General features: G+C 64.5%; 19 protein-coding genes. 15 read left to right on the top strand and 4 right to left on the bottom strand.

Features of this window, described 5'->3' with window-relative positions; translation table 11 throughout:
* The first annotated feature begins 6 nt into the window (after positions 1-6).
* Entirely contained in the window at positions 7-1,704 is a 1,698-nt protein-coding gene (locus QGN31_RS25275; protein ID WP_014941063.1) for a class I adenylate-forming enzyme family protein, read from the top strand.
* A 34-nt stretch (positions 1,705-1,738) separates the two neighbouring features.
* Here QGN31_RS25275 and QGN31_RS25270 read toward each other — a convergent pair whose 3' ends face one another.
* Positions 1,739-2,353: a TetR/AcrR family transcriptional regulator gene (locus QGN31_RS25270; protein WP_236593138.1), complete on the bottom strand. Its 615-nt coding sequence runs from the start codon at positions 2,351-2,353 to the stop codon at positions 1,739-1,741.
* A 166-nt stretch (positions 2,354-2,519) separates the two neighbouring features.
* Here QGN31_RS25270 and QGN31_RS25265 point away from each other — a divergent pair, with 166 nt between their 5' ends.
* The 9 genes from QGN31_RS25265 (at position 2,520) to QGN31_RS25225 (ending at position 14,677) form a co-directional block, all read left to right on the top strand.
* On the top strand, positions 2,520-3,620 hold the full coding sequence (locus tag QGN31_RS25265) for a TIGR03857 family LLM class F420-dependent oxidoreductase (protein WP_014941065.1): 1,101 nt from the start codon (positions 2,520-2,522) through the stop codon (positions 3,618-3,620).
* Between the two features lie 256 nt (positions 3,621-3,876).
* Positions 3,877-5,052, top strand: a complete 1,176-nt coding sequence (locus QGN31_RS25260; protein ID WP_233425311.1) for a cytochrome P450 — start codon at positions 3,877-3,879, stop codon at positions 5,050-5,052.
* A 50-nt stretch (positions 5,053-5,102) separates the two neighbouring features.
* Positions 5,103-6,212 (top strand): NDMA-dependent alcohol dehydrogenase, encoded by a 1,110-nt coding sequence (locus QGN31_RS25255; RefSeq protein ID WP_014941067.1) that lies wholly within the window; start codon positions 5,103-5,105, stop codon positions 6,210-6,212.
* A 116-nt stretch (positions 6,213-6,328) separates the two neighbouring features.
* On the top strand, positions 6,329-7,522 hold the full coding sequence (locus QGN31_RS25250; RefSeq protein WP_014941068.1) for a cytochrome P450: 1,194 nt from the start codon (positions 6,329-6,331) through the stop codon (positions 7,520-7,522).
* Positions 7,523-7,537: 15 nt separating this feature from the next.
* Positions 7,538-9,898, top strand: a complete 2,361-nt coding sequence (locus tag QGN31_RS25245; RefSeq protein WP_014941069.1) for an acyl-CoA dehydrogenase — start codon at positions 7,538-7,540, stop codon at positions 9,896-9,898.
* Positions 9,899-10,000: 102 nt separating this feature from the next.
* Positions 10,001-11,197: an alpha/beta hydrolase gene (locus QGN31_RS25240; RefSeq protein ID WP_014941070.1), complete on the top strand. Its 1,197-nt coding sequence runs from the start codon at positions 10,001-10,003 to the stop codon at positions 11,195-11,197.
* Positions 11,198-11,228: 31 nt separating this feature from the next.
* Positions 11,229-12,266, top strand: coding sequence for an LLM class flavin-dependent oxidoreductase (locus QGN31_RS25235; protein ID WP_014941071.1), 1,038 nt, complete (start codon positions 11,229-11,231; stop codon positions 12,264-12,266).
* Between the two features lie 21 nt (positions 12,267-12,287).
* Positions 12,288-13,880 (top strand): AMP-binding protein, encoded by a 1,593-nt coding sequence (locus tag QGN31_RS25230; RefSeq protein WP_014941072.1) that lies wholly within the window; start codon positions 12,288-12,290, stop codon positions 13,878-13,880.
* A 155-nt stretch (positions 13,881-14,035) separates the two neighbouring features.
* Positions 14,036-14,677, top strand: coding sequence for a TetR family transcriptional regulator (locus QGN31_RS25225; protein WP_014941073.1), 642 nt, complete (start codon positions 14,036-14,038; stop codon positions 14,675-14,677).
* A gap of 2 nt (positions 14,678-14,679) precedes the next feature.
* On the opposite strand, the gene QGN31_RS25220 is transcribed toward QGN31_RS25225, so the two are convergent.
* Positions 14,680-15,465, bottom strand: a complete 786-nt coding sequence (locus QGN31_RS25220; RefSeq protein WP_014941074.1) for an enoyl-CoA hydratase/isomerase family protein — start codon at positions 15,463-15,465, stop codon at positions 14,680-14,682.
* 63 nt (positions 15,466-15,528) lie between these two features.
* The gene (locus QGN31_RS25215; protein ID WP_233425312.1) at positions 15,529-16,176 is read right to left on the bottom strand and encodes an NAD(P)-dependent oxidoreductase; all 648 of its coding nucleotides are present in this window, start codon (positions 16,174-16,176) and stop codon (positions 15,529-15,531) included.
* 186 nt (positions 16,177-16,362) lie between these two features.
* On the opposite strand from QGN31_RS25215, the gene QGN31_RS25210 reads away from it, so the two are divergent.
* Complete coding sequence (locus QGN31_RS25210; RefSeq protein ID WP_014941076.1) at positions 16,363-17,580, top strand: cytochrome P450; 1,218 nt, start codon at positions 16,363-16,365, stop codon at positions 17,578-17,580.
* A complete protein-coding gene (locus QGN31_RS25205; RefSeq protein ID WP_014941077.1) occupies positions 17,577-19,592 on the top strand; it encodes an oxidoreductase in 2,016 nt (671 codons plus the stop codon). The genes QGN31_RS25210 and QGN31_RS25205 overlap by 4 nt, the downstream gene beginning before the upstream one ends.
* 19 nt (positions 19,593-19,611) lie before the next feature.
* On the opposite strand, the gene QGN31_RS25200 is transcribed toward QGN31_RS25205, so the two are convergent.
* Complete coding sequence (locus QGN31_RS25200; RefSeq protein ID WP_014941078.1) at positions 19,612-20,253, bottom strand: TetR/AcrR family transcriptional regulator; 642 nt, start codon at positions 20,251-20,253, stop codon at positions 19,612-19,614.
* Between the two features lie 487 nt (positions 20,254-20,740).
* Between QGN31_RS25200 and QGN31_RS25195 the strand changes: the two genes are divergently transcribed.
* The 3 genes from QGN31_RS25195 to QGN31_RS25185 all read left to right on the top strand — a co-directional run bounded on the left by QGN31_RS25195 (position 20,741) and on the right by QGN31_RS25185 (position 24,261).
* Positions 20,741-22,369: a pyruvate, phosphate dikinase gene (locus tag QGN31_RS25195; protein WP_043954279.1), complete on the top strand. Its 1,629-nt coding sequence runs from the start codon at positions 20,741-20,743 to the stop codon at positions 22,367-22,369.
* Entirely contained in the window at positions 22,362-22,967 is a 606-nt protein-coding gene (locus QGN31_RS25190) for a hypothetical protein (RefSeq protein WP_043954281.1), read from the top strand. The genes QGN31_RS25195 and QGN31_RS25190 overlap by 8 nt, the downstream gene beginning before the upstream one ends.
* Before the next feature lie 139 nt (positions 22,968-23,106).
* Positions 23,107-24,261: an acyl-CoA dehydrogenase family protein gene (locus QGN31_RS25185; RefSeq protein ID WP_014941082.1), complete on the top strand. Its 1,155-nt coding sequence runs from the start codon at positions 23,107-23,109 to the stop codon at positions 24,259-24,261.
* The last annotated feature ends 162 nt before the right edge of the window (positions 24,262-24,423 follow it).

Here is a 24,423-nt window from a genome sequence, read left to right as displayed (position 1 = left end):
CATGGTGTGGGTAAGTCGTTGACCGCGAGCATCGCCGCGCGACGGGACCTGCTTCGCGCGCGATTCCCCGTTTGGCGATCTCACACCCTATCCGAGTGGCTTGATTGGTGCGCTGCGCAGTACGGCGAGCGGCCCTTTGTGCTCACCGACGATGCAGAACTCAGTTACGTTGCGGTGGCGGCAGAGTCACGCCGGCTTGCCGACGGCCTCGCGGCACTCGGTGTCCGCGCGGGCGATCGGGTCGGCATGGTGATGGCCAATTACCCAGAGTTTGCGACGGTCAAGTTCGCTATCGCTCGCGTCGGAGCCATCGCCGTTCCGGTCAACTTCTTCTACCAGCAGGACGAATTGCGCTTTGTCCTCAATGACGCCGGGTGCCGCGTGCTAGTCACCATGACCGGCTTCCGTGGCCTCGACTATCAGTCGATGCTGGACGACATCATGCCCGGCTGGGATTCACCGCGGTCCGGTTTCGCGCTCGATGTAGTGCTGCTCGACAACGACGGCCGGGCACGCCGCGGCTGCCTGACGGTGCCCGGACTCGGTGAGCTCGGCAACGAGAACCGCGGTGCCGCCGACGATTTGGCGGCCCACCCCACCGACCCCGGCGACATGCTGTACACCTCGGGTACGACGGGCTCACCCAAAGGCGTACTGGTCACCCACGACGCGGTGTTGCGTACCGCCTATGCGTCGGCATTGACACGAGCCTACGAGGACGGGCGGCGCATCCTGTTCTCGTTGCCTTGCTATCACATGTTCGGTTACATCGAAGGCTTGCTCTCGGCGATGTTCGCCGGCGGTGCGGTCGTTCTGCAGCCCACGTTCAGTCCCGAAGGGTACTTTGCCGGTGTCGACCGGCACCGCGCCAGTGACATCCTGTGCGTGCCGACCATGGCGGTCGCGTTGGTCGAGAGTGCCGCACGCCGCGATTACGACCTCACCTCCTTGCGGGCGATGCTCTGCGGGTCGGCCCCTGCGCCGATCTGGTTGTGGCGCAACGTCGAAGACCGTCTCGGTGTCAGCGAGATCGTCACCGGCTACGGGATGACCGAGTGCGGCGGGGCGATGACGTTGACACGACCCGAAGACCCGCTGGAATTGACCGCCGAAACCGCAGGAAAGGCGAAAATGGCCGGTGCCGCGTCTATTCCAGGCACCGACGCTCTGGTGCATTACGCGACAGTGCATCCCGAGACGCATAAGGATCTGCCGCCCGGCGAGGAAGGCGAGTTGGTGTCGTCCGGGCCGACGGTGATGCTCGGGTATTGGAACCGTCCACAGGAGACCGCCGCGACGCTGCGGCAGGGGCGGTTGTTCTCCGGAGACCTTGGACGGGTGCGGGCCGACGGCTACCTGCAGGTGACCGGTCGGAGCCGCGAGTTGTACAAGAGCGGAGGCGAACTGGTGATGCCCAAGGAGATCGAGGATCTGCTGGCATCCCACGACGAGATCAGCCAGGCTTTCGCTGTTGGCATGGTCGACGACCGCTGGGGTGAGGCCGGTTGGGTGGTCGTCGTTCCGGCGCCGGACGCGACAATTACCGAAAACGACGTCCTCGACCTCTGCCGGGACAATCTGGCGCGGTTCAAGGTGCCCAAGCGGGTGGTGTTCTACCGCGCCGAGGACCTGCCGCTCACACCGACCGGAAAAGTCCGCAAACACAAGCTGATCGAACAGCTCAGTTCCGTGATCAATCGTTGAGGCAGTGACGATTTGGGTTGCCCGGTCGTGTCGGCTACACGACTCGACGCCGTGGGCCCGGCGCCTGACGCCGCAGGGCGTCGATGATGCATCCGAGCCCGACGCGAAAGTTTTCTGGAGTGTCGAGACCCTCCCCCGCGGAGACCGACAATAGAGCCGAAAAGCGTTCCGGCTCCTCGGCGAGGCGACCGAAACGGCGGTCGCGGACATCCGGGGCGCGGCGATGCGCGGCACGCCGGTGCGCGTAGCCGGTGGCGAAGGCACTCAGTGTCGCCAGTCCACTTCTGACCGCGCCGTCGTCGAACCCCGCGGACCTCAAGGCTCGGGCGATGCGTTCCATCGCGTCCAACACCGCGGCGGCATCGATCGGTTGAACTGCCAGAATCTCCGCTAGCTGTGGGTGCGCGTCGAACGCCGCGGCGACGGTCAGCACGACCCGTTCGATCGCTTCATCCCAGGGCAGGTCGTCCGTGGACGGCAGTTCGACGTCGGCGAGATAGGCATCCACGACGGCGTGCAACAGCTCCTCTTTCGTGGCGACGTGCCGGTACAGCGACATCGGCGCCGCTCCGCAGGCACGGGCAAGCTTGCGCATGGTCAACGTGTCGACGCCGTCGGATTCGATCAGTGCGATGGCGGTCGCGATCACGGTTCGACGGGTGAGTTGGCCTCCACTTTTCAGCGATGCCGGCATCTGCAGATTGTCGCACTGATGCGTTGCGTACAAGTACTCTTACTGTTATTGATTGAAAGATGCCGGTGGTCAATGGGATTGAGCACGGCTGCACGCGCGACGTCACCGAGGAGCACAGCAAATGGATACCGTGGATCACGACCCGAGCGGCCAACTCGCGCCGGTCGTCGACGACCTCAGCATTTACCTCATCTGCGGGCGGGTGACCACCAAGCGGGAGCGCGGCTTCACCCACATCAGTACCGCGCTGACGGATGCGCAGGACGCCGAGCGCCTGGGCTTTCGCCGTGGCTGGCTCAGCGAACGTTTCGACCTCAAGGACTCCGGGGCCATTCTCGGCGGCATCGCCGCGCGCACAACACGTTTCGGCGTCGGCACCGGGGTATGGTCGGCGTCCTCGCGCCACCCCATGGTGGCAGCGAGCTTCGGCGCGACGATGAACGCCCTCTACGGGCCGCGGTTCGTGCTCGGACTTGGGCGCGGCGTGCCGCTACCGGACATGCCGGAACTGTCCTACGACCACTTCGTTCATTACGCCGAGACCGTCAAAGCACTCTGGCAAGGCGGCGTGGTCGACTACAACGGCACCCAACTGCGGACCATCGATGCGCTGGGTGATGTTCCCAAGCCCGAGGTCTGGGCGTGCGGGTACGGCCGACCGAAGTTCGCCAAGGCCGTCGCCCACGACGCGTTCGACGCCGTGATGCTCTATCCCTTCCTCACCGTCGATGCGGTGCGCACGGTGGTGGAGCGGCTGCGCAACGCCTGCGCCGACCGCAATCGCGACCCGGCCTCGCTGCGTATCTGCCACCCGATCGTGGTGGCCGCCGAGCTGGACGAGTTCAGCACGCGCGCCTACGCGCACGCACGTGCGGTCACCTACCTCGAGTGGCCCGGGCATGGCGAGGCGCTGACCAACTCCAACGGTTGGGATCAGTCGGTGCTGGGCAAGTTGCGGACGCACAAACAGCTGATGGGTAAGAACGCCGATCAGGATTTCCACCGTGCCGAGTTGATGGAGCCGGCACGGCTCGTGCCCGACGAGTGGATGGCCGAGTCGTGTGCGATCGGTTCCGTCGAGCACTGTGCCGACCGGCTCGCCGAGTACCGGGCGGCGGGGGTCGACGAGATCGCGATCTACGGCAGCACGCCGGCCGAGAATGCCGAGCTCATCCGGTGTTGGCGTGAACGCGCGGCGCGGCCGGCCTCGGTCGGGGTCTGACTGGCGTCGAGCGCGGACGGCGGTTCCCGTGTCGTGACAGTCGAAGCAAGGCGCGCCGACGGCCGAGGCTTGCTCGCGGTAGCCAATCATCGTTAGATTAATGGCGACTGTGATCCGGACTACTCCGAAACAGCGAGAGCCGGATCGCTCCACGCGGTCGGCATGCACATCGGTCGGCCGCACAACGCTGCACCAGCGGCGAGAGGGGACCGTTTCCATGACCGACACGGCGAATAGTGATGCTGAACTCGCGTCAGTGCTGACCGAAACGGAGATAGCGGCCCTACTACCGGATTTCGATTTCTTCGACAAAGAGCACGCGGACCGATCGATACAGATTCTTGGCTACGCGCGCCGGCACTGTCCGGTCCCACACACCTCGGCCAACGGCGGCTACCACATCGTCACCCGCTACGACGACGTCCGGCGCGTGCTGACCGACTCCGAGACCTTCTCCTCCACGGAATACACCAACATCTCCGGCAATGGCGGGGTGCCACTGCCTCCGCTGGATACCGATCCGCCGCTGCAGCACGGCTTTCGCCAGTTGCTCAATCCGTTCTTTCACCCCAAACGGCTCGCCGCCAGCGACGAGCGCGTCCGCGAGATCGCTCGCTGCGCCATGGACACCTGGGTCGGGTCGGGCCGATGCGAAGCAATGCAGGATTTCGCCGGACCGTTTGTCACCAACGTCCTGGCGTCGGTGATCTTCGAAGACGACGACGGCGAGCTCTTCCGCAACGCCGCGGAGTGCAACGAGCGCTTCATCACCGGCGACACTCAGGGTGTCTTGGACTTCTACCAGCTGATGGTGCAATTCGTCGAGAAACGCGCGGCGAGTTCGCAGCCGGGAGCCATCGTCGACGCCGTCACGACGGGAACAGTGCTGGGCCGCCCGTTGACCGATGCCGAACGGATCGGCGTCGTGCAGGTGCTGTTCGTCGGCGGTCTGGACACCACCAAGGTCGCGATCGGCGACATGGTGCTCCAGTTGGCCACCGACCCCTCGTTCGAGGAGCTGGTGCGCAAGCCGGGCTGGGAACGCACGATCCTGGATGAGTTCCTGCGGTACACCTCGCCGGTCAATGCGATGGGCCGCATCGTGACCCGCGACGTGGAGCTCAACGGCACTCAGCTGCACGCCGGCGACCGGGTGCTGGTGCACTTCGGCAGCGCAAACCGTGACGCCGACGTTTTCGACCATGCCGACGAACTCGATTACACCCGGGAACGCAACCCGCATGTCGGTTTCGGTATGGGCGTGCACCGCTGCATCGGCATGCACCTGGCGCGCCAGCAGATTCGCATCGCCATCGACACGCTCCTGGAACGGATCACCAACCTGCGGCTTGCTCCGGGGGCCGAGATCGCGCGACGGCCCGGGATGAGCCGCGTCCTGTACGCCTTGCCGATCGAATTCGACATCCGCTAGATCCGCGACTTCTGCACGCTCCCTTACTCTTCAGTCACGAAGGAGAACCAATGAAGACAACGGCGGCGGTCTTGTGGGAAGTCGGGCAGAAGTGGAGTGTTGAGGACGTCGAACTCGACGACCCGCTGCCCGGCGAAGTGCGGGTCAGGCTCGCCGCCAGCGGCCTGTGTCACTCCGACGACCATGGTGTCAAGGGAGACATGCCAATTGGTCTTCCGATCGTGGGTGGACACGAAGGCGCCGGTGTCGTGGAAGAGGTCGGCGCTGGGGTGACGCGGCTCAAGCCGGGTGACCACGTTGTGATGGCCTTCATGCCGGCATGCGGGCACTGCCGGTGGTGCGCGAGCGGTAATTCAGTGTTGTGCGACTACGGTGCCGTCATCATGGCCGGAATGCCGATCGTGGACGGCAAACCGCGCACCCATGCTCGCGGACAAGGTTTGGCCCGGATGTCGTTGTTGGGCACTTTCAGCCCGTACGCCGTGGTTCACCAAGACTCGTGCGTGAAGATCGATGACGACATCCCGCTGGATTTGGCTTCGCTCGTGGGATGCGGCGTGGCAACGGGATTCGGGGCGGCGGTCAATCGCGCACAGGTTGGTCCAGGGGACACCGTCGTCGTGGTTGGGTGCGGCGGCGTCGGGTCGAGTGCCATCCAGGGGTCGCGGATCGCCGGCGCCGAGGTCATCGTGGCGGTCGATCCGGTGCCGTTCCGCCGGCAGCAGGCCGAGTTGCTCGGTGCCACCCACTCGGTCGCGTCGATGGAGGAGGCGATGCCTCTAGTCACCGAGCTGACCCGGGGTGTCATGGCCGACAAAACCATCATGACGGCAAGCCTGATGAGTGGCGAGATGCTGATGCCCCTCATGCTGCTGACCCGCAAGGGCGGTCGTGCCTGCCTGACATCCGTCGCGCCTCCTACCGTGACCAACGTCGACGTCGTGCTGGTCGACGTGATCCTCAGCCAAAAAGAGATCGTCGGCAACGTGTTCGGAGGGTGCAACCCGCACGCCGACCTGCCCCGTCTGCTCTCGTTGTACAAACGGGGCGAACTCAAGCTCAAAGAGCTCATCACCAAGACCTACCGCCTCGAGCAGGTCAACGAGGGCTACGACGATTTGCTCAGCGGAACCATCATGCGCGGCATGATCACGTTCTGACCGATGGAAGCTATTTCGCCATGGTGGCCCTAACCAAACGGTGATGGTTTAATCTGACTTACGCTCCCGCGCGAACTCCGCGGGTGACTACGTGGCGATGAAGGGCGTGGTGGTGGATGGTGTCCAACCCGGGGATCGATTACGAAGAATTGCTTCCGCACTTTGACATGTGGAATCCCGCGCACGAGAAGATCAAGTGGGATGTGCTCGCGTACGCCCGCGAAAAATGCCCTGTCGCGCACACTGATGCCGACGGCGGTGGCCAGTACATGGTCTTCCGGTACGAGGATGTGCGACGAATTCTGGAAGATCCATACACCTTCTCGTCGAAGGGTGTGGCACCTCGGCCGTCTCCGGTGGGACTGAACCCGCTGGACGCCGATCCGCCCTATCAGCCTGATCTGCGCAAGATTCTCAACCCCCTTTTCACCCGCACCTTCCTGACGAAGTTCGAGCCTGAACTGCGCAAGAACGCAGCCGAGTTGATTGATGGATTCATTGGCAACGGTCGGTTCGATTTCGTCCGGGAATTCGCCGGGCCGTTCGTCGGAAATGCCTTGTCGCGCGCTGTTTTCAACGAAGACGACCCCGTGCGAATGGCGCACGCCCAAGACGTGGTGGTCCGCGTCGCGGTCGAAGGAACCGACGAGGCCTACGGCGAACTCGTCGCCCTGTCCGTGCAGTACCTTGCCGAACAGACAGAAAACCCCAATCCGGCCAACGAAGTGATGAACGCCATCTCCACCGGCACCGTCGAAGGCGGTAGACACCTGACCGAGATGGAGCGACTCGGCGTCGTGGCCGTGCTGTTCCTCGGAGGCCTGGATACCACGCGGGGTGCGCTGGGCAGTATCGCCCATCAGTTGGCAATTCATCCCGAGTTGGAAACGCGGCTCCGCGACCCTGCCTGGATCCGCCAGGACATGGATGAGCTCATCCGGCTGACATCGCCGGTCGGCTGTCTCGGGCGAACGGCCACCAAGGACGTCGAAGTCGGCGGATTGCAGATCAAAGCGGGCGAGCAGATCCTGGTGCGGTTCGACTCGGCGAACCGCGACGAGACGCACTTCGAGGATGCCTCGCACCTGAGATTCGATCTGCGTCGCGGCGGCCATGTCGGGTTCGGGCTCGGGTTGCACCGTTGCCTGGGAGCGCATTTCGCCAGAATCCAGATCGCGATCGCCTTCGACGAGCTCTTCAAACGGATCACGAACTTGCGCCTCGCCGACCCCGAGGCCGAGGTCCATTGGGCGGCGGGAATCGCGAACGGCCCGGAGAGTTTGCCCTTGGTTTTCGACGCGGTCCACTGACGCGGAGGTAGACGTGTGAACTTCCTTCCGGGGGAGGATGCCGAGGAGCTGCGCGCGGTGGTCCGTGACTTCCTCGAGAAGCATTCGGATGAAGCGTCGGTGCGCCGGTGCATGGAGACCGATATCGGCTTCGACCCGGCGGTCTGGCGTCGCGCGGCCGACCAGCTGGGGCTGCAGGGCCTGGCAATTCCCGAGCGGTTCGGTGGCAGCGGTGCGACAGCGGTCGAGCTCGGCGTGGTGTTCGAAGAGATGGGCGCCGCGTTGTTCGGTGGGCCGTTTCTGTCCAGCGTGGGCATGGCGGCGAGCGTTCTGCTCGGGCTGGATGACGACGCTGCCGCGGCTCGATGGTTGCCGGGAATCGCCGGCGGCACGACCATCGCGACCCTGGCGTGGTCGGGCCCAGGCTCCGCGGACAGTACGTTGGCCGCGGCAGAGCACGCCGGCCAGTGGGAGGTATCCGGTACCGCCGCGATAGTGGTCGACGGGCTCGCGGCCGATGTGTTGTTCGTCGCCGCCCGCAGTGCAGCGGGCCCGTGCCTGCTGGCCGTCGGGGGTGATGCCGACGGGGTCCAGCGCAAGACGCTGAGCACCATGGACACCACCCGCAAGCTGGCTGAAGTCACCTTCGACCACGCACGGGCTGACCTGCTGGGCGTCGATGGTGGCGCCGCAGACGCTCTGCAGCGCAGCGCGGACCTGGCGGCCCTCTATCTGGCCGCCGAACAACTCGGGGGTGCGACACGGGCCCTCGACCTCGCGGTGCGGCACGCCGCCACCCGGGTGCAGTTCGGCCGGGCGATCGGCTCGTTCCAGGCCATCAAGCACCGCTGCGCTGACATGCTCGTCGATGTCGAATCGGCGAGGTCGGTGGTTTACCACGGCTTATGGACGGCCGTGCACGATGTGGCCAACCTGTCCGTCGCAGCCAGCCTGGCCCGCAGCGTGTGTTCGGACGCGTATACCCGAGTGGCGGCGCACAATATCCAGATCCACGGCGGTATCGGGTTCACCTGGGAGCACCCGGCTCATCTGTATCTCAAGCGCGCCAAGAGCTCTCAGCTGTTATTCGGATCCCCGTCCAGCCACCGCGACCGTCTTGCCGAATTGCTCGACATGGCTGGCGCGTCCGGACGGCCGGCCGCTGAAGGCACCTTCAACGAGACGGAGCCCGGTGATCCGTCGCCTGAAGTCGACGCGGTCGAAGAAGCTGTTGCTGATTTTCTGCGGCGACACCCGGTCAGCGATCCGGCTGACGGCGAATCGGATCGCGCGCTCCGTGAAGCTCGCTTCGATGACGGACTCGCGGTCGTGAGCTTTGCCCCCGGGTATGGTGGGCGCGGCCTCGACAGCTCGCTGCAGTCGGTCGTCGATCGCAGGTTCGCTGCTGCGGGCTGTCCGGATCATCAGGCGCGCAATGTAATCGGGCTTGGGATGGCTTTGCCGACCATTCACGCGCACGGCACTGAAGAGCAGAAGCGCCGCTATTTACGCCCCTGTTTCTCCGGCGAGGAGATCTGGTGCCAGCTGTTCTCCGAGCCGGGCGCCGGCTCGGATCTGGCCGGGTTGGCGACCCGTGCGGTGTCCGCCGGCGACGAGTTCGTCGTCAACGGCCAGAAGATCTGGACGTCGCTGGGCCACGTCGCTCGGTTCGGGCTGTTGCTCGCGCGTACCGATCCCGACGTTCCCAAACACAAAGGGCTCACGTACTTCATCCTCGACATGCACACGCCGGGGGTTGAGGTGAGGCCACTGCGTCAGCTCACCGGTGAGGCCGAGTTCAACGAGGTGTTCCTGACGGACGTCCGCATCCCGGCGGCCAATGTGCTCGGTGAGGTCGGCGGGGGCTGGCGAGTCGCAATTACCACTTTGGCCAGTGAGCGGATCGCCATCGGCGCGCGCACCACGCCCCGCGGGCACGGGACGATCGCCCGAGCCGTCGCGACTTACCGTGCGGCGGCCGCGGCCGGGCGGGTGACGGCCGTCGCCACAGAGCGGCTCATGCTGCTGTGGGCGCAGGCAGAAGCCGCTCGCCTGACGAATGTCAGGGCCGCGCAGGCCGGCCGGGAAGCCGGGCCCGAGGGCTCGATCGCCAAGCTGCAGATGGCCGAGCTTAATAAGGCGATATTTGAGTTCGGCGTTGACATTTCGGGCACGGCCGGACTGCTGATCGACGGTTACGCAGAGACCGCGCCGACCGCATCGTCGGCGTACGGCGGCGACGATGTCCGCAAGGGTTATCTGCGCTCGTTGGCCAACTCCATCGAGGGTGGAACCTCGGAGATCCTGCGCAACATCCTCGGAGAGCGCGTTCTCGGCCTGCCTGGTGAGCCTCGGGTCGACACTGGCATCCCGTGGCGCGCGACGCGACGTTCCTGACCCGCGACTTCACAAACCAAACAATGTATGGTTACGATGCTGTGGTCGCCACGACCAGGAAATGAGGGACGCGATGCGCAACATGCGGAAAGTGCGCTACTTATGACCGCCGAACCAGTCTCGGTTGAGCGGTCCAAGTACCGGCGGACGCCCTATCTGGTGGTGTCGACCGAACGGGCGGCGCGCAAGGACGTGTATGGGACTATCGGCGATAATGTCGTGCGTCAGGCCCAGCTACTGCGCGGGGACCGTGACTCCGACACCGTGATCGTGGCGTCGCACCCGATCGGCTCGCCGGCCTACCTGCCGTTCTTCCCCGAGTTGGCGCGGACCGGCCTGCATGTCATCGGCTGCGCGAATCGCTACACGTTGGGCGACTCGGCGCTGCAGATGGAAAACCATCTCCTCGATGTCGGCGCCTGCGTGCGCGACGCCAAAGAACGGCTGGGATACCGCAAGGTTGTGCTGGCCGGGTGGAGCGGCGGCGGCTCACCGATGATGGGCTACCAGGCCGAAGCGGAAAAACCTAGTATCACCCAGACCGCGGCGGGGGAGCCGACGCCGCTGGCCGAAACCACGCTGACGGCCGCCGACGGCGTGATGCTGCTGGCCGCCCCGCGCAGTCGCCACCGGCTGCTCACCGAATTCTTGGATGCCTCGGTTACCGACGAATTGGTGCCCGAGCGAAATCGCGACGCCGAGTTCGATCTCTACGATCCGGCGAACCCGAATCAACCGCCATACTCGGCGGATTTTCTGGCCGCATACCGGAACCGGCAACGTGAGCGCAACCGTCGGATCACCGCGTTCGCTCAGGAAAAGTTGGACGAATTTCGTCGGAACGGCCGCCCACACGCCGAGCACGCGTTCGTCGTACACGGCACCATGGCCGATCCTCGCTGGCTGGACCCGACCATCGAACCCAACGGACGCCGGCCCCGCTGGAGCTACCTCGGCGACCCCGAGATCGCCAATACCAGCCCGGGCGCGCTGATGCGCTTCACCACCGCGCGCAGTTGGCTGTCCCAGTGGGGCCTGGACACCGCACAGGTCGACGCAGGCGACGCCGCACCAAGGGTGTCGGTCCCGATCCTCATGATGTGCAACGGCACCGACGACGCCGTGCCTACCAGCCACCAAGAGCAGGTGTTCGACGCCATCGGCCACCAGGACAAGGAACGCATCGATCTGGTCGACGCGAACCACTACTTCACCGGCAACGACCAGCGCTCCCACTTGTCAAAAGCCGCCGATCACGTCCACGACTGGATGCAGCGGCACGGCTTCGCCACTTCCTGACCGACCCTTTCTACTCCTACAGGAGGCCAACATGAATTTGAGCTTGATGTCGCTGGGGGACGTGGTCACCGATCCTGTCACCGGTGCAACCGAGACCGCGGCCGAACGGCATCGCGGCATCGTCGAAGCTGCCGTGGCAGCTGACGGCGTCGGTTTCCACGGCATTCATATCGGCGAGCACCACGGACTGGAGTACACAACGTCGGCACCGCCGGTGATCCTGTCGGCGATCGGCGAGCGCACCGAGCACCTGCGACTATCCACCGCGGTCACGCTGGTCGCGAACCTCGACCCGATACGGGTGGCCGAGGACTATGCGACCGTGGACGCGTTGTCCGGAGGGCGCTGCGAGGTGGTCGCTGGGCGCGGCAATTTCTTCGTCTCCACCTACACGCTGTTCGGCAACCGATTGGAAGACTCCCACGAGCTCTTCGCCGAGAACATCGAACTGCTCACCCAGTTGTGGGCGGGCAAGAAGATCGACTGGCCCGGATCGCGCCACCGTGGGCCGATCGACGACTTCGTGCTTCAACCCGCGCCGGTCGGCGCCGTACCGTTGTGGATCGGCGGTGGCGCCTCGGAATCGTCGCTCGAACTGGCCGCCCGACTCGGTCTCGATCTGATGCTGCCCTCGGCGTTCGGCAATCCGGAGATGTTCAAGCCGGTGGTCGAAAGCTACCTGGAAAAGTTCGCCTCGTACGGCCACTCGCGTCAACCCCGGGTCGGCGCCTGCTGGCATGTCAATGTCGCCGAAAGCAGCCAGGCGGCCAGGCAGCGGTGGGAACCGCGCTACCACAACTACTTCGAGCTGATGAAGACCATCATCTGCAGGGTCAACCCGGACCCGCCGCCATTCATCAAAAAGCCGTTCGACTTCGAATTCCTCACCACGCGTGGCCCTGCGATCGTAGGTAGTCCGGCAGAGGTCGCCGACCGGCTCAACACCTGGGCACAGCTGTTGTCCAGCACCACCAACCTCATCTACATCGACATGGGTGGCCAGCCCGCGGGCGAATTCCGTGAGATGGTCGAACTCATCGGTAGCGCGGTCATTCCGCAGCTTGACTGACGACGCAGCAGGACGGACATTATGAGCGTTCACCACCTGGCTTCTGACCCGGTCAGCTATCACAGCCGCAGCAGGCCGCACGCACCCGCGCTCGAGGACGTCACGACCGGAGAGGTCATGACGTGGCGCGCGCTCGACGAGGTGGTTGGAGGTCTGGCCGGCGCGCTCGCCGACGACCTGGGGGTCGCTCAGGGCGATCGGGTGGCCGTGCTGGCGAACAACGACCCTTGGGTGCTAGTGGTGCAGTTCGCCTGTATGCGACTCGGCGCGATCTTCGTCCCGCTGAACTTCCGGCTGGCTCGCCCGGAACTGGAATTCCTGTGCACTGATTCGGATCCGATCGTGTTGATCCACGACGCCGGCATGCGCGAGGTGGCTGTCGACATCGCGGCGGCGGCCGGGATCCCGCGGCTGGCATCCTTCCCCGGCGTGGCCGGAGCCGACGAGTCTGGCGTTCCAGCCGATTGCGCGTACGACATCGTCGCCGGCGCTGCGGCCGCCGCACCGAGAGCCGCCCGCCCGATAAGCCGCATCACCGATCCGGTGCAACTCCTCTACACCTCAGGAACGACCGGCCGGCCCAAAGCGGCGATCTGCACCCATCAGACGTTGCATTACCAGCTGCTGAACTCGGTGCAGCCCTACGGGCTGTCGTCGTCCAGTCGTTATCTGGCGGTGTTGCCGTTCTTTCACGCGGCCGGTCTCAACAGCATGACGAATCCGGTGCTGGCACTGGGCGGAACGGTGGCGGTAGTACCCAGGTTCGATCCGGTCGGAGTGGTCGAGTTGCTGGCCGGCCGGGACAGAGGTTTCACGCATTTCTCCGGGGCGCCGGTCATGTATCAGATGATGAGTGCTGTTCCCGCGTTCGCCGACGCTGACTTCAACCACATGGTGCACGGTCAGATTGGCGGCGGCTTCCTTAACTGGGAGGTCACCACAGCCTTCCACGATCGTGGGTTGCCGCTGAGTGTCGGTTACGGTTCCACCGAGATGGGTCCGATCGTCAGCATCGTTCCGCCCACGGCCACGCTGACCAAGTTCGGCTCATGTGGACTTCCCGTGCAGTACACCGCTATTCGGATCGTCGGGCCCGACGGCGAGGACGTCGCGCCCGGCCAGACCGGTGAGGTGTGGGCGCACGGCCCGGCCGTCACACCGGGTTACTGGCGCCGCGACCGCGACGACACCTCAGCATTCGCGGGTGAATGGTTCCGCACCGGAGATGCCCTCGTCCAAGACGAGGACGGATATTTGACGATGGTCGACCGCTATAAGGACATGTACAAGTCCGGAGGCGAGAACGTGTATCCGGCCGAGGTCGAGCGCGTCATTGCGGAGCATCCCGACGTGGCCGACGCCGCGGTTATCTCGATCGCTGACGAGCGTTGGGGCGAGGTCGGTCGCGCGCTGATCGTGCCGCGGCCCGGTGTGCAACTCGATACGACGGCCATCGCCGAACACTGTCGGACCCGACTAGCCAAATACAAGGTGCCCGCCGACTTCCTGGTCGTGGAGCCGTTCGAACGCAACGTCACCGGCAAGATCCCGAAGGCCGAGCTGAAGCAGAAGTACGGCTCTCGACGTTCGACCGTGGCGTCGGCACAGCGGTGACGACCGGGTCCGACGAATCACCGCGACAACGCGGACCGCTCCTTAGCGCGAGAGCCATCGTGATGACACCGCCGTTGCGGTGCTCAGCAGCGGGTACGGCGTTTGGTTAAGCTGTCAGCAACATCGTGGGAGGAGCACTCATGGCTCGACCGAAGGTGGCGCTGATCTCGCGGCGGAAAGTCTTGGAGACGGCCCTGGCCATCATCGACGAAGATGGACTCGAAGGGCTCAGCATCCGTAGGTTAGCCGACGCCCTCGGAGTCAACGGAGCTTCCCTGTATCACCACTTCGACAACAAAGATGAAATCCTCATCGGCGCAGCGGAATTCGCGCTGTCTGATGTTCGCGCTCCGGAGGAATCTGACGACCACTGGCGGCATTGGCTGCCCGAAAATGCCCGAAAGTTGCGTGCCGCGCTACTCAAGCACCCCGCGTTGGTCCCGCTGATCGTCGGCAAACGCTCGCTCGGAATGGGAGCCCGCATGCTTGATACTTCGGCGCAGCGGTTGGTTGAGGAGGGCGTTCCGGGCGCGGCGGTGATGCCCTTGCTCGATGCTCTCGAGCTCTTCGCCATCGGCAGCGCCTTGCACGAAACGCAGGGATACACGCCCGAGAGTCGGCACGACATCGACGCCGATCAATATCCGGCGTTGGCCAAAGCATTGTCGGAACGTGGACTGTCCTTCGACGAGATCTACGACCTGGTCACCAACAGCATTCTGGACGCGATCGACACGGCGGTGAAGGAACGTCAGGCACGGTGGTTGCCTGCCGCCGAGCTCGGTAAGCGCGCCTAGCGTCACCGACCAACGAATGCGGGTTTGGCGCCCGGCCCTTGCGACAGCATGGTCTCTAGCCCGATCGCCGCGTCCTCGCTGATGAGAACCGGTCCGGCCAGGTCCGGGGTGATGTCGTCGGCGGCGGCCACGCCGCGATCGCGGGCCACGGCGATGATCTGTTTCGCAATCGCTGTCGCGACGGTGGGGCCCGTGGCCAATTCATCGGCGAAGGCGCGGGCCTGGGTGAGGAGCTGGTCGGATGGCAGGACCTTGTCGACGACACCCCACTCGCGCAATCGCGACGCGTCGTAGGTCCGTCCGGTGTAGACCATCTCGGTGGCTCGTGCCACGCCGGCGCGCGCGACCAGGCGTTGGGTGCCGCCCGCCGCCGGCGTGATGCCAACGGTGGCCTCGACCAGGCCCATCCCGACGTTCTCGGCCGACCAGATGAAGTCGCATGCCAACGCCAGTTCCAGACCGATCGTGAGGTTGAGCGCGTGGACGACCGCCACCGTCGGTATGGGCAGTTGCTCGATCCGGCGGACCAACGTGAGTAGGCGCCTGCTGAAATCCGTGCCGGCCCGGTCGTCCATGACGGTGAATTCCTGGACCCGAACCCCTGCGCAGAAAACATTGCCCTCGGCGCGCAGCAACAGAGCCCGGATGCCGCTGGGCAGCTGGCCGAGGATCGCCTCGAACGCCTCGGCCACGTGTGGGGTGAACAAGTTCAGCTTGGGCGCTGCCCAGATGATCTCTGCGACGTTGCCGTGGCGCTCGAGTCGAAGGTCCCCGTGCCGGACTGTCATCCGTGCAGCTTATCGACGTACGCCCACCCTAATCAAGCAACGATTGGTATTGGCCGCGGACCGTCAATATCCAACGGTGAATCGTCGGCGCGGATATTGGGACTTCTCCACCTCGTCCACCACGGCGACGGCGAGGTCGGCGGCGGAGATGCGCGAGGCGCCGGCCTCGTCGACGATGAGATCGTCGTAGGCGGTCCGGTAGCTGGCCGTGCGTGGCCCGTCGAACTCGATAGCGAGGGGCGGCGAGACCATGGTCCACACGAGGTCCTCGGGGGCGTCGTCGATCAGATCATGCAGCGCGGCACGGAATCCCAGTGACTCTCGCTTGGCCACTTCGGGAAAGCTTGGCGTGTCTACCACGTCGACACCTGAGGCCGTTCGGAGGCTGCCCGCACCGCCGAGCGCAATCAGGCGGGCGCCCGCGCGGCCGGCGGCGTGGGCGGCACGACGTATCAGCGTCACGGGTGTCCGATCACGCTGGGCCTCGTCACGCAGCGCCACCGAGCAGAGCACGACTTCGGTGCCCTGCGCAGCGTTGTCGAGGAATGCGCCGTCGAAGACGTCTCCGATCTGGTGATGTAGGGACGCGTCGGCCGGGGGCAGTCGCGATCCATCGCGCACCACCGCGGTCACCTCGTGGCCGCGCTCCCGCAATTCATCGCGGATCGGTGCGCCGACCTTGCCGGTTGCCCCTAACAGCAGCACATGCATCAGACGCTCCATTCTGTCCAGGGATTGCTTGCGGTCCGCACCTAACGACGTTAGATTAGCGGTAGCTCGAATCGCAATGCCCTGCGGCGGCCGCACATCCGCAAGGGCGCAGCGCGGCGAATGTGGCATCTGCCTCGGTCGGCTTCCGCGCTGCCCCATGGAACGACTCGCGGTGAGGAGTCCCCGATGACCACCGATGCCCCGGGGAGCGTTCGCTGCCCAGCGATCGACTACGACTTCGCCGACCCAACCGTGCAGTCCCACTTGCATGAAAGCCTCGCGGCGATTCGGCAGACCTGTCCGGTCGGGTGGAGTGATCAATATGGCGGCTTCTGGCTGCTCGCCACCTACGACGATGTGCTCGAGGTGGCGCGCGACCACGAGCGCTACACCACTACGGCAGGCATCATGATCCCGCCAACGGGTGCATCGATGCCGGTCGTCCCAGCGGAACTCGACCCGCCGGAGCACACCCCGTACCGCAAACTGGTCATGCCGTTTTTCACCGCCCCCGCCGTCGCGGCTATGGAGCCGCAGTTACGCGAGATAGTTCGGGACTGCATCGCGGCGTTCTCGGCCGATGGGCATACCGATCTCGTACAATCTGTGGCAGAGATCGTGCCGTCGCTGGCGATCGGCCTCGCGCTGGGCCTTCCGTGCGAGGATTGGTCGGTGGCGCGCCGCCTGACCGGAAATTTCCTGTCGACGGCGAAGGTGGGCATCGAGGCGAAACGAGCGGCGGCCAAGGAGCTGGAAGATTGGCTCGAAGAACTGATCCGCAGCAGGCGTGCCAACCCGACCGATGACACACTCAGCAAACTTGTGAATGCCCGCATCGACGGTGCAGAGATCCCGCCCCAAATCGCCCTTGGCATGGTGCAACTGACGGTATTGGCCGGACACGAGACGACCGTCCACGGCATCGGAAGCATGTTATTCCGGGTTGCCGCCGAGCCCGGTCTCAAGGACCGCCTGCTCAGCGACGCCACCCTGATGAAAGCGACGGTGCACGAGTCGTTGCGCATCGACCCGCCGATCATCCACATGGCCCGCACCGTCGTCGACGACCACGATCGAGCGGGCGCACGGCTACACCGCGGTGACAAAGTGATGCTCAATTTCGGTGCGGCCAACCGCGACCCGGCAAAATTCAGCGAACCGTTCTCCTTCAACATCGATCGGACGCCGAACCCCCACCTCACGTTCGGGTCCGGGCGTCACAGGTGTCTCGGCGAGCACCTCGCGGTGACGGAGATGTTGATCGTCCTCGAGGAGATCCTCGCGACCATTCCCGACTACCGGCTGTCCGGCGAGGGCGGCCCGGCCGATATTGAATGGCGGGGAGGCGGCAATACTCGTGGTCCCGCGAAGCTAGAGGTGGTCTTCACTCCGGTCCCGCGATGAGCGGCTACGAGCATGTGCTGAGCTCGACACACATCGGTCCCGTATTGCTGCGCAATCGGGTGGTCCGCACCTCCCAGGGCAGCGGGCTGGCGGTCAACCAGTTGGTGAGCGACGACATGATCGCGTTCTTGCTGGCTCGGGCCCGCGGTGGGGTAGCGCTCGCATTCGCCGATGTCGCGCAGGTCCACTGGAGTTCGCCGGCCATGCTCGATTTGACCAGCGACCGCGTCCTGCCGGGTCTGACAAAGCTCACCACCGCCGTGCATGCCGAGGGCATGAAGCTGTTTCAGCAGATCTGGCATGGCGGTCCGACCCAGCTGACCCGGGACAGCTCAGCGCCGTGGGCCGCGTCGCACGTTCCCGATCCAGGCCTCGGGATGCTGCCTGTGCCGATGACCCGCATGATGATGGACGAGTTGACCGAAGCCTTCGTCGCATCCGCGCTGCGCGCGCGCGAAGGGGGGATTGACGGCATCGAACTACACGCCGGACATGGCTACCTCTTCTCGAGCTTTCTCTCCCCGGCGACCAATCTGCGCGATGACGACTATGGCGGGTCGTTGGAAAATCGGTGCCGATATCTGGTGGAGGTTCTCCGCGCGGTCCGTACCGCGGCCGGACGGGACTATCCCGTCGGACTGCGGATATCTCCCGACGGTCCGGAGGACCAAACGACGCCGTCGCACCTCAGCACGCTCATCTCGATGCTGGAGCGTGAGTCTTTGGTCGATTTCTGGGACGTGTCGCTGGGATCGCATTACGCGCGCGACCTGCTGATCGGCGGCGCGCATCAACCACCCGGATACATGCTGCCGGTCAGCGAACAAATGACCCGCGTGACAACGCTGCCCACGATCGTCGCCGGTCGCATCGCCACTTTGCAACAGGCCGATCAGATAGTGGCTTCCGGCGTCGGAGATCTCGTCGCCATGGTTCGCGCCACCCTCGCCGAACCCGAGCTCATAACCAAGACGGTAAGCGGTCGCGGCGCCGAGATACGCCCGTGTATCGCGTGCTTGCAGAGCTGTGCGGGCGGGCTGAACACCCGCGGTCGCGCCATGTGCACGGTCAACCCCGCTGCTGGTCGAGAGCTGACCCACGATGACGGCACCATCGTCCGGCACGCGCCAGGCCTGAAGGTAGTTGTGATCGGCGGTGGCCCGGCCGGCATGGAAGCGGCCCGCAGCGCCGCTATCGCCGGTCACCGCGTGACTCTGTTGGAGACGGACGACGCACTGGGGGGACAGCTCCGGCTGGTGCCGCCCACCCGGCCGGAGATCGCAAGGTTGCTCGATTTCTACGAGCACCAGATGCGCTTGCATGCCATCGATGTGCGGCTGCGGACTCCCGCTGACGTCCAGACGGTGCGGCGAATGGCACCGGACGCCGTGATCGTCGCTACCGGCGTCAAGCCCCGCCGGGACGGATTCCAGACTTTGCAGCCGCGCCTGCCGCTTCCCGGGATCAGCACGGTCAGCGTCCACACCGGTTGGGACGTGCTGCGCGGAGCCAGTCTCGGGCACACGGTGTTGATGCTCGACGAGATCGGCCATTACGAGAGCACTGACGTCGCACAACAGCTCGTCGACAGCGGCCGCCGCGTCCTCATGGTCAGCCGTTATTCGCTGGTAGCGGCGAACCTGGAAATGCGGTGGGAAATGGTTGGTAGCCCACTTCTAGCGAAGCTTCTGAAGGGTGACTTCACGTTTTTCCCGCGAACGGTCATCCACCGACTGTCACCCGGTTCTGCGGAGGTGGCCTGTTTCGAGGCGCCGCACCGGGTGCAACGACTTGCTTTCGACGATGTGGTCTTGATGAGCGGAGGGACACCCGATCGGGCCTTGCAGCAGGAACTAGTCGGAATTTGCCCCATAGTGCGGGTGATCGGGGACGCAAGCTCACCGCGCCGGTTGGAGGTGGCGGTGGTCGAGGGGCGGCAGTCCGTCGAATCCCTTCACCCGGACTGGATTAGGCCGGTCGCGCGATACGGCTGGGGTGGAAGTGCCACGTGAGCGGTCTCGTCGGGCAGCGTCACTCAGATGGCCGACGGGCGCGGGAGCGAGCGCGGGCGCCGGTCGGTCGTGCCGATGTCGCCGCACGCTTGGCAGCGCGTTGGGTTGCCGGTACGGATGCCTTAGTCGCCGAGGTGAGACCACTTCGGACCAAAAGTTGCGCGTTGGCCACAATGGCGTCGACGGATCCGCGGCGGGGGTCCCACCATTCCGCAGTCCAGTTCATAGCTCCCATCACCAAGGATCGGGCCAACTGCGGATCCAACTCGGGATTGACTTCACCCTCTGCGACGGCGTCGGCGAACAGACCCTGCCAGATCCGGCCGTAGGCGGCCTCCTCCTTTTTCTGCCGCTTGCTCAGCCGGCTGGGGATCTGTCCTGAGTTCCGGATCGACGCGGTGGTGTAGTCGGAGAGTTCGAGCGCGTGCCGCAGGTGAGCTTCGACCGCGACCATGATCCGATCCATGGGCGCCATGCCGGCCGGCAGTGCGTCCAGCGTCTTCTGGAGGTGCGTGCGCATATCGTGGATCCCGCAATACATCACCTCCTCGATCAGGTCCTCCCTGGACGGGAAGTAGTAATAGATCGCCGGTGCCTGTATCTCGGCGTCATCCGCTACATCTGTCAGCCGCGTCCCGGCGAAACCTTTGACGCTGAGCACACGGGCGGCTGCGTCGAGAATTCGCGCCCGCGTGCGTTGCGACTTCGTGTTCGTGCTGTCAGCGTCGGCCTTCGTAGAAGACGGGTTTCTAGGCACGGTTCAATAGTATTCAACACAAGTTGTAGGTTTCGCCGCCTTTTCCGGCCACCAAGCACCAAGCATCGGCGAGAACCCTACGGCAATGCCGCCCTCTTCTTGCTAGCAGCAGCAACGAGCGGAGCGCCGAATTCGATGGCCCGAAGAGGCTCGGCGAGGACATACAGCGTGGCTTGAACCCCCGCGAGACCGGAGCGGTACGCGATCACTCGCGAGCGTGGAGCGCATCATGATTCATGATGCTGGTCGAACGGTTTTGGTCGTCACCGAGATTTGCCGATATCAGGCGATCAGCCCGGCTCCCGTGGCCGAGTCATGCACTGTGGCCTGAACTTCGCTGGAAATCTAATCTTGTGTCAAAATCTCCGACACTCATCTAGAATCTAATCTCATGTCAAAAATAGGCGAGGGAGCGAGTCCCTCGGTCGTCGCTCTGGACGGCCGGGCCGGCCTTGGCCGTGAGGTGCTTGGAAACAAGGGGTACGGCATCGACTCGATGCGACGGCAGGGGTTGCCGGTGCCGCCGGCATTTTGCATCACGACCAACGTTTGCGCGGAGTTTTTCGCCGATCGCACTCAGTGCATCGACCGGCTGTGGCCCGAAGTATGCGAGCACGTACGGGGGCTGGAGAATCAGACATCCCGCACCTTTGGTCGCGGCCCACGGCCGATGTTGGTCAGCGTGCGCAGCGGAGCCGCTCTATCGATGCCCGGGATGATGGACACCGTGCTCGACCTTGGGATCAATGATGACGTCGAGAAGGCACTGGCACTCGCCGCTTCCGCTGAATTCGCCCGCGACACTCGCCAGCGCTTCAACGAGATGTACCGGCGCATCGTGTTGGGAGGAAACCCAGAGGTCGAGGTACCGGCGGATCCGTGGAAGCAACTCCGGGGAGCGGTCGAAGCCGTCTTTGCCTCATGGAACAGCCCGCGGGCCGTCGCGTACCGAAGACACCATGGCTTGGATGCCGACGCAGGAACGGCAGTTGTCGTGCAAGCCATGGTGTTTGGCAATCTCGCGCGCGATTCAGGTACCGGGGTGCTGTTCTCGCGCAATCCTGTCACCGGAGCCGACGAACCATTCGGTGAGTGGCTTGCCAACGGCCAAGGTGAGGACGTGGTCTCAGGCAACGTCGATGTCGAACCTATCGCGGCGTTGCGGGATGAGCAGCCCGCTGTCTACGGCCAACTCATGAGCGCGGCGCAGACCCTGGAGCGGCTCGCCGCAGACGTCCAGGACATCGAATTCACCGTGGAGGAGGGCAAACTGTGGCTGCTGCAGACTCGGGCGGCCAAGCGGTCCGCTCAGGCTGCGCTACGGCTGGCGCTGCGGTTGCGCCACGAAGAGCTGATCGACGATGCGGAGGCACTGCGCCGTGTGACACCGGGCCAGATCGAGACGCTGCTCTCACCGGCGCTTCGCCCTGAAACCCGGTTAGCCGCACCACTATTAGCACGCGGACTGCCGGCGTGCCCAGGCGTGGTATCGGGCAAAGCCTATTCCGACGTCGATGAGGCAATCGATGCCGCCGAGGAGGGGGAAGATGTGATCCTGGTGCGTGCAGCAACCAGCCCCGACGACGTCCAGGGCATGCTGGCTGCGCGGGGAATCGTCACGGAGACGGGTGGCGCAACATCGCACGCCGCGGTGGTGAGCCGCGAGATAGGCAGACCGGCCGTCGTCGGATGCGGAGACGGGGTCGTCGCGGAGCTCGAGGGCAAGCTGATAACGGTTGATGGGGCCGAGGGTGAGGTGCGCGAGGGGATCCTGGAACTCACCGCGTGGTCCGAGACTGATTCCCCGGACCTTGCTGAGCTAGCCGAAATCGCGCGCCGTGTCAGCCCGCTTCGCGGCCATGCAGTGGGCGATCACCCGGTGCTTACCGATTCGTCTCCATCAGCGGTGGCCAACGCGCTTGCTGCCGGCCTCACCGACGTCGTTTCCCCGCACCCGCTCATCACCATGTTGGTTGCGCACCAACTCGACAACAACACAAAGGTACTGACCGATGTCTGATTTAACCGTCCTGCAAGCGATCCGCCTCAAGGGTCGGGTGCGTGAGCCGGATTTGATGGCCACCGTCGGTGAAGATCCTGCAGCGGTCGCATCGACTCTGGCGCAACTGATTTCAGAGGGTCTCGTCGTCGAGGGAAAGACTGTCCGGCTCAGTCCTGAGGGACGCGAGCGGCTTAACGCTCTTCTGGCTGAGGAGCGGTCGGGCGTCGACCAAGATGTACTGGCCGGCATCTACGACAGTTTCCGTGACGCCAACAACGAGTTCAAAGCTCTCATAACGGACTGGCAGATCAAGGACGGTCAACCGAACGCCCACGACGACCTCGACTACGACGCAGCCGTGATTGCTCGTCTCGATGACGTCCATCGAATGGTGCGGCCGGTCATCGATTCTGCTGCAACATATCTGAATCGGCTGAAGGCGTACGCCGACAAACTCGAGTCGGCCTTGGCGAAGGTCAAAGCCGGCGATACCAGTTGGCTGGCCAGGCCGATCGCCGACTCCTACCACACCGTATGGTTCGAACTTCATCAGGAATTCATCGAGGCCTCGGGTCTCACCCGTGAGGATGAGGCACGCGCCGGGCACGCCAGCTAAACGCGTCGGGTAGTCGGCTCGGCCATCGATCACCGTTTGGCCCGCGTCATCTCCGGCCGATCGAAAGAAGGGTGGGCATGCATCAAGTGCTCGGACCCTCGTTTAATCTAGAATAAAATCTGGCGCGAGAGGTGATGGCGTGAGCACTGTATTGACCGATGAAGAGACCCTGCTCGTCGAGACCGTGCGCGGGTTCATCGATCGGGAGGTCAAGCCGACAGTTCGCGAGGTCGAGCACGACAACGAGTACCCCGAGAAGTGGATCGAACAGATGAAACAGATCGGGATATACGGACTGGCGATCCCCGAAGAATACGGCGGCTCTCCGGTGTCGATGGCATGTTATGTGCTGGTGACGCAGGAATTGGCGCGCGGTTGGATGAGCCTGGCGGGGGCCATGGGTGGGCACACCGTGGTGGCCAAATTGCTGACACTTTTCGGGACCGAGGAGCAGAAGCGAGCCTATCTCCCGGCGATGGCATCCGGCGATATGCGTGCGACCATGGCGCTCACCGAGCCCGGCGGCGGATCAGATCTGCAGAGCATGACGACCACCGCGGTCCGTGACGGTGACGACTTTGTGGTCACCGGTGCTAAGACCTGGATCTCCAACGCGCGCCGATCGGGTCTGATTGCTCTGCTGTGCAAGACCGATCCAAAGGCGACGCCGCGACACACCGGCATCTCTATCCTGTTGGTCGAACCCGGCCCGGGACTCACGATCTCGCGCGATCTGCCCAAGCTGGGCTACAAGGGGGTGGAGAGTTGCGAGCTGTCCTTCGACGGCTACCGCGTCGCCGAATCGGCGATCCTCGGTGGGGTGCCCGGCAAGGGTTTCGCGCAGATGATGAAGGGCCTCGAGACCGGCCGGATCCAAGTCGCGTCCCGTGCGCTCGGTGTGGCCACGGCCGCCCTTGAGGACGCGCTCGCCTACTCCCAGCAGCGGGAGAGCTTCGGTCAGCCGATCTGGAAGCATCAAGCCATCGGCCATTATCTGGCCGACATGGCGACAAAGCTCACCGCCGCCCGGCAGCTCACTCTCTATGCGGCCGACCGTTATGACAGCGGCGAGCGCACCGACATGGAGGCCGGCATGGCCAAGCTCTTCGCATCGGAGACGGCAATGGAGATCGCGCTGAATGCCGTCCGGATTCATGGTGGTTACGGGTACTCGACCGAGTTCGACGTCGAGCGGTACTTCCGCGATGCGCCGCTGATGATTGTCGGCGAGGGAACCAACGAAATTCAGCGTAATGTCATTGCAGGTCAGCTGGTTTCGCGCGGCGGTATTTGACCCTCGATCGGCCTTGGCGGTCGGCGTTCAGCTGGGCGGGCCCGCTTTGCCTTTTGCGTAGGGCCCCGAGCAGAATGAGGACGCGGGCAGTGCGCGGGCGTCGTCACGGGTATGGAAGAACTTCCCGCGTCAATCAACGGTTTCGCACTATGCCTCCGCGGG

This window comes from Mycobacterium sp. 2-64, from assembly GCF_035918375.1.
GTDB classification, from domain to species: Bacteria; Actinomycetota; Actinomycetes; order Mycobacteriales; family Mycobacteriaceae; genus Mycobacterium; species Mycobacterium intracellulare.
Note: the sequence above shows the minus strand (reverse complement) of the source record. Positions and strands in the feature narration are given on the sequence as shown.

What these genes read in the sequence shown, in the direction of transcription:
- QGN31_RS25255 (WP_014941067.1), top strand. Translation starts at nt 5,103, where the DNA reads ATGAAGACAACGGCGGCGGTCTTGTGGGAAGTCGGGCAGAAGTGGAGT.
- QGN31_RS25230 (WP_014941072.1), top strand. Translation starts at nt 12,288, where the DNA reads ATGAGCGTTCACCACCTGGCTTCTGACCCGGTCAGCTATCACAGCCGC.
- QGN31_RS25240 (WP_014941070.1), top strand. Translation starts at nt 10,001, where the DNA reads ATGACCGCCGAACCAGTCTCGGTTGAGCGGTCCAAGTACCGGCGGACG.
- QGN31_RS25235 (WP_014941071.1), top strand. Translation starts at nt 11,229, where the DNA reads ATGAATTTGAGCTTGATGTCGCTGGGGGACGTGGTCACCGATCCTGTC.
- QGN31_RS25205 (WP_014941077.1), top strand. Translation starts at nt 17,577, where the DNA reads ATGAGCGGCTACGAGCATGTGCTGAGCTCGACACACATCGGTCCCGTA.
- QGN31_RS25195 (WP_043954279.1), top strand. Translation starts at nt 20,741, where the DNA reads ATGTCAAAAATAGGCGAGGGAGCGAGTCCCTCGGTCGTCGCTCTGGAC.
- QGN31_RS25190 (WP_043954281.1), top strand. Translation starts at nt 22,362, where the DNA reads ATGTCTGATTTAACCGTCCTGCAAGCGATCCGCCTCAAGGGTCGGGTG.
- QGN31_RS25220 (WP_014941074.1), bottom strand. Translation starts at nt 15,465, where the DNA reads ATGACAGTCCGGCACGGGGACCTTCGACTCGAGCGCCACGGCAACGTC.
- QGN31_RS25215 (WP_233425312.1), bottom strand. Translation starts at nt 16,176, where the DNA reads ATGCATGTGCTGCTGTTAGGGGCAACCGGCAAGGTCGGCGCACCGATC.
- QGN31_RS25250 (WP_014941068.1), top strand. Translation starts at nt 6,329, where the DNA reads ATGGTGTCCAACCCGGGGATCGATTACGAAGAATTGCTTCCGCACTTT.
- QGN31_RS25210 (WP_014941076.1), top strand. Translation starts at nt 16,363, where the DNA reads ATGACCACCGATGCCCCGGGGAGCGTTCGCTGCCCAGCGATCGACTAC.
- QGN31_RS25265 (WP_014941065.1), top strand. Translation starts at nt 2,520, where the DNA reads ATGGATACCGTGGATCACGACCCGAGCGGCCAACTCGCGCCGGTCGTC.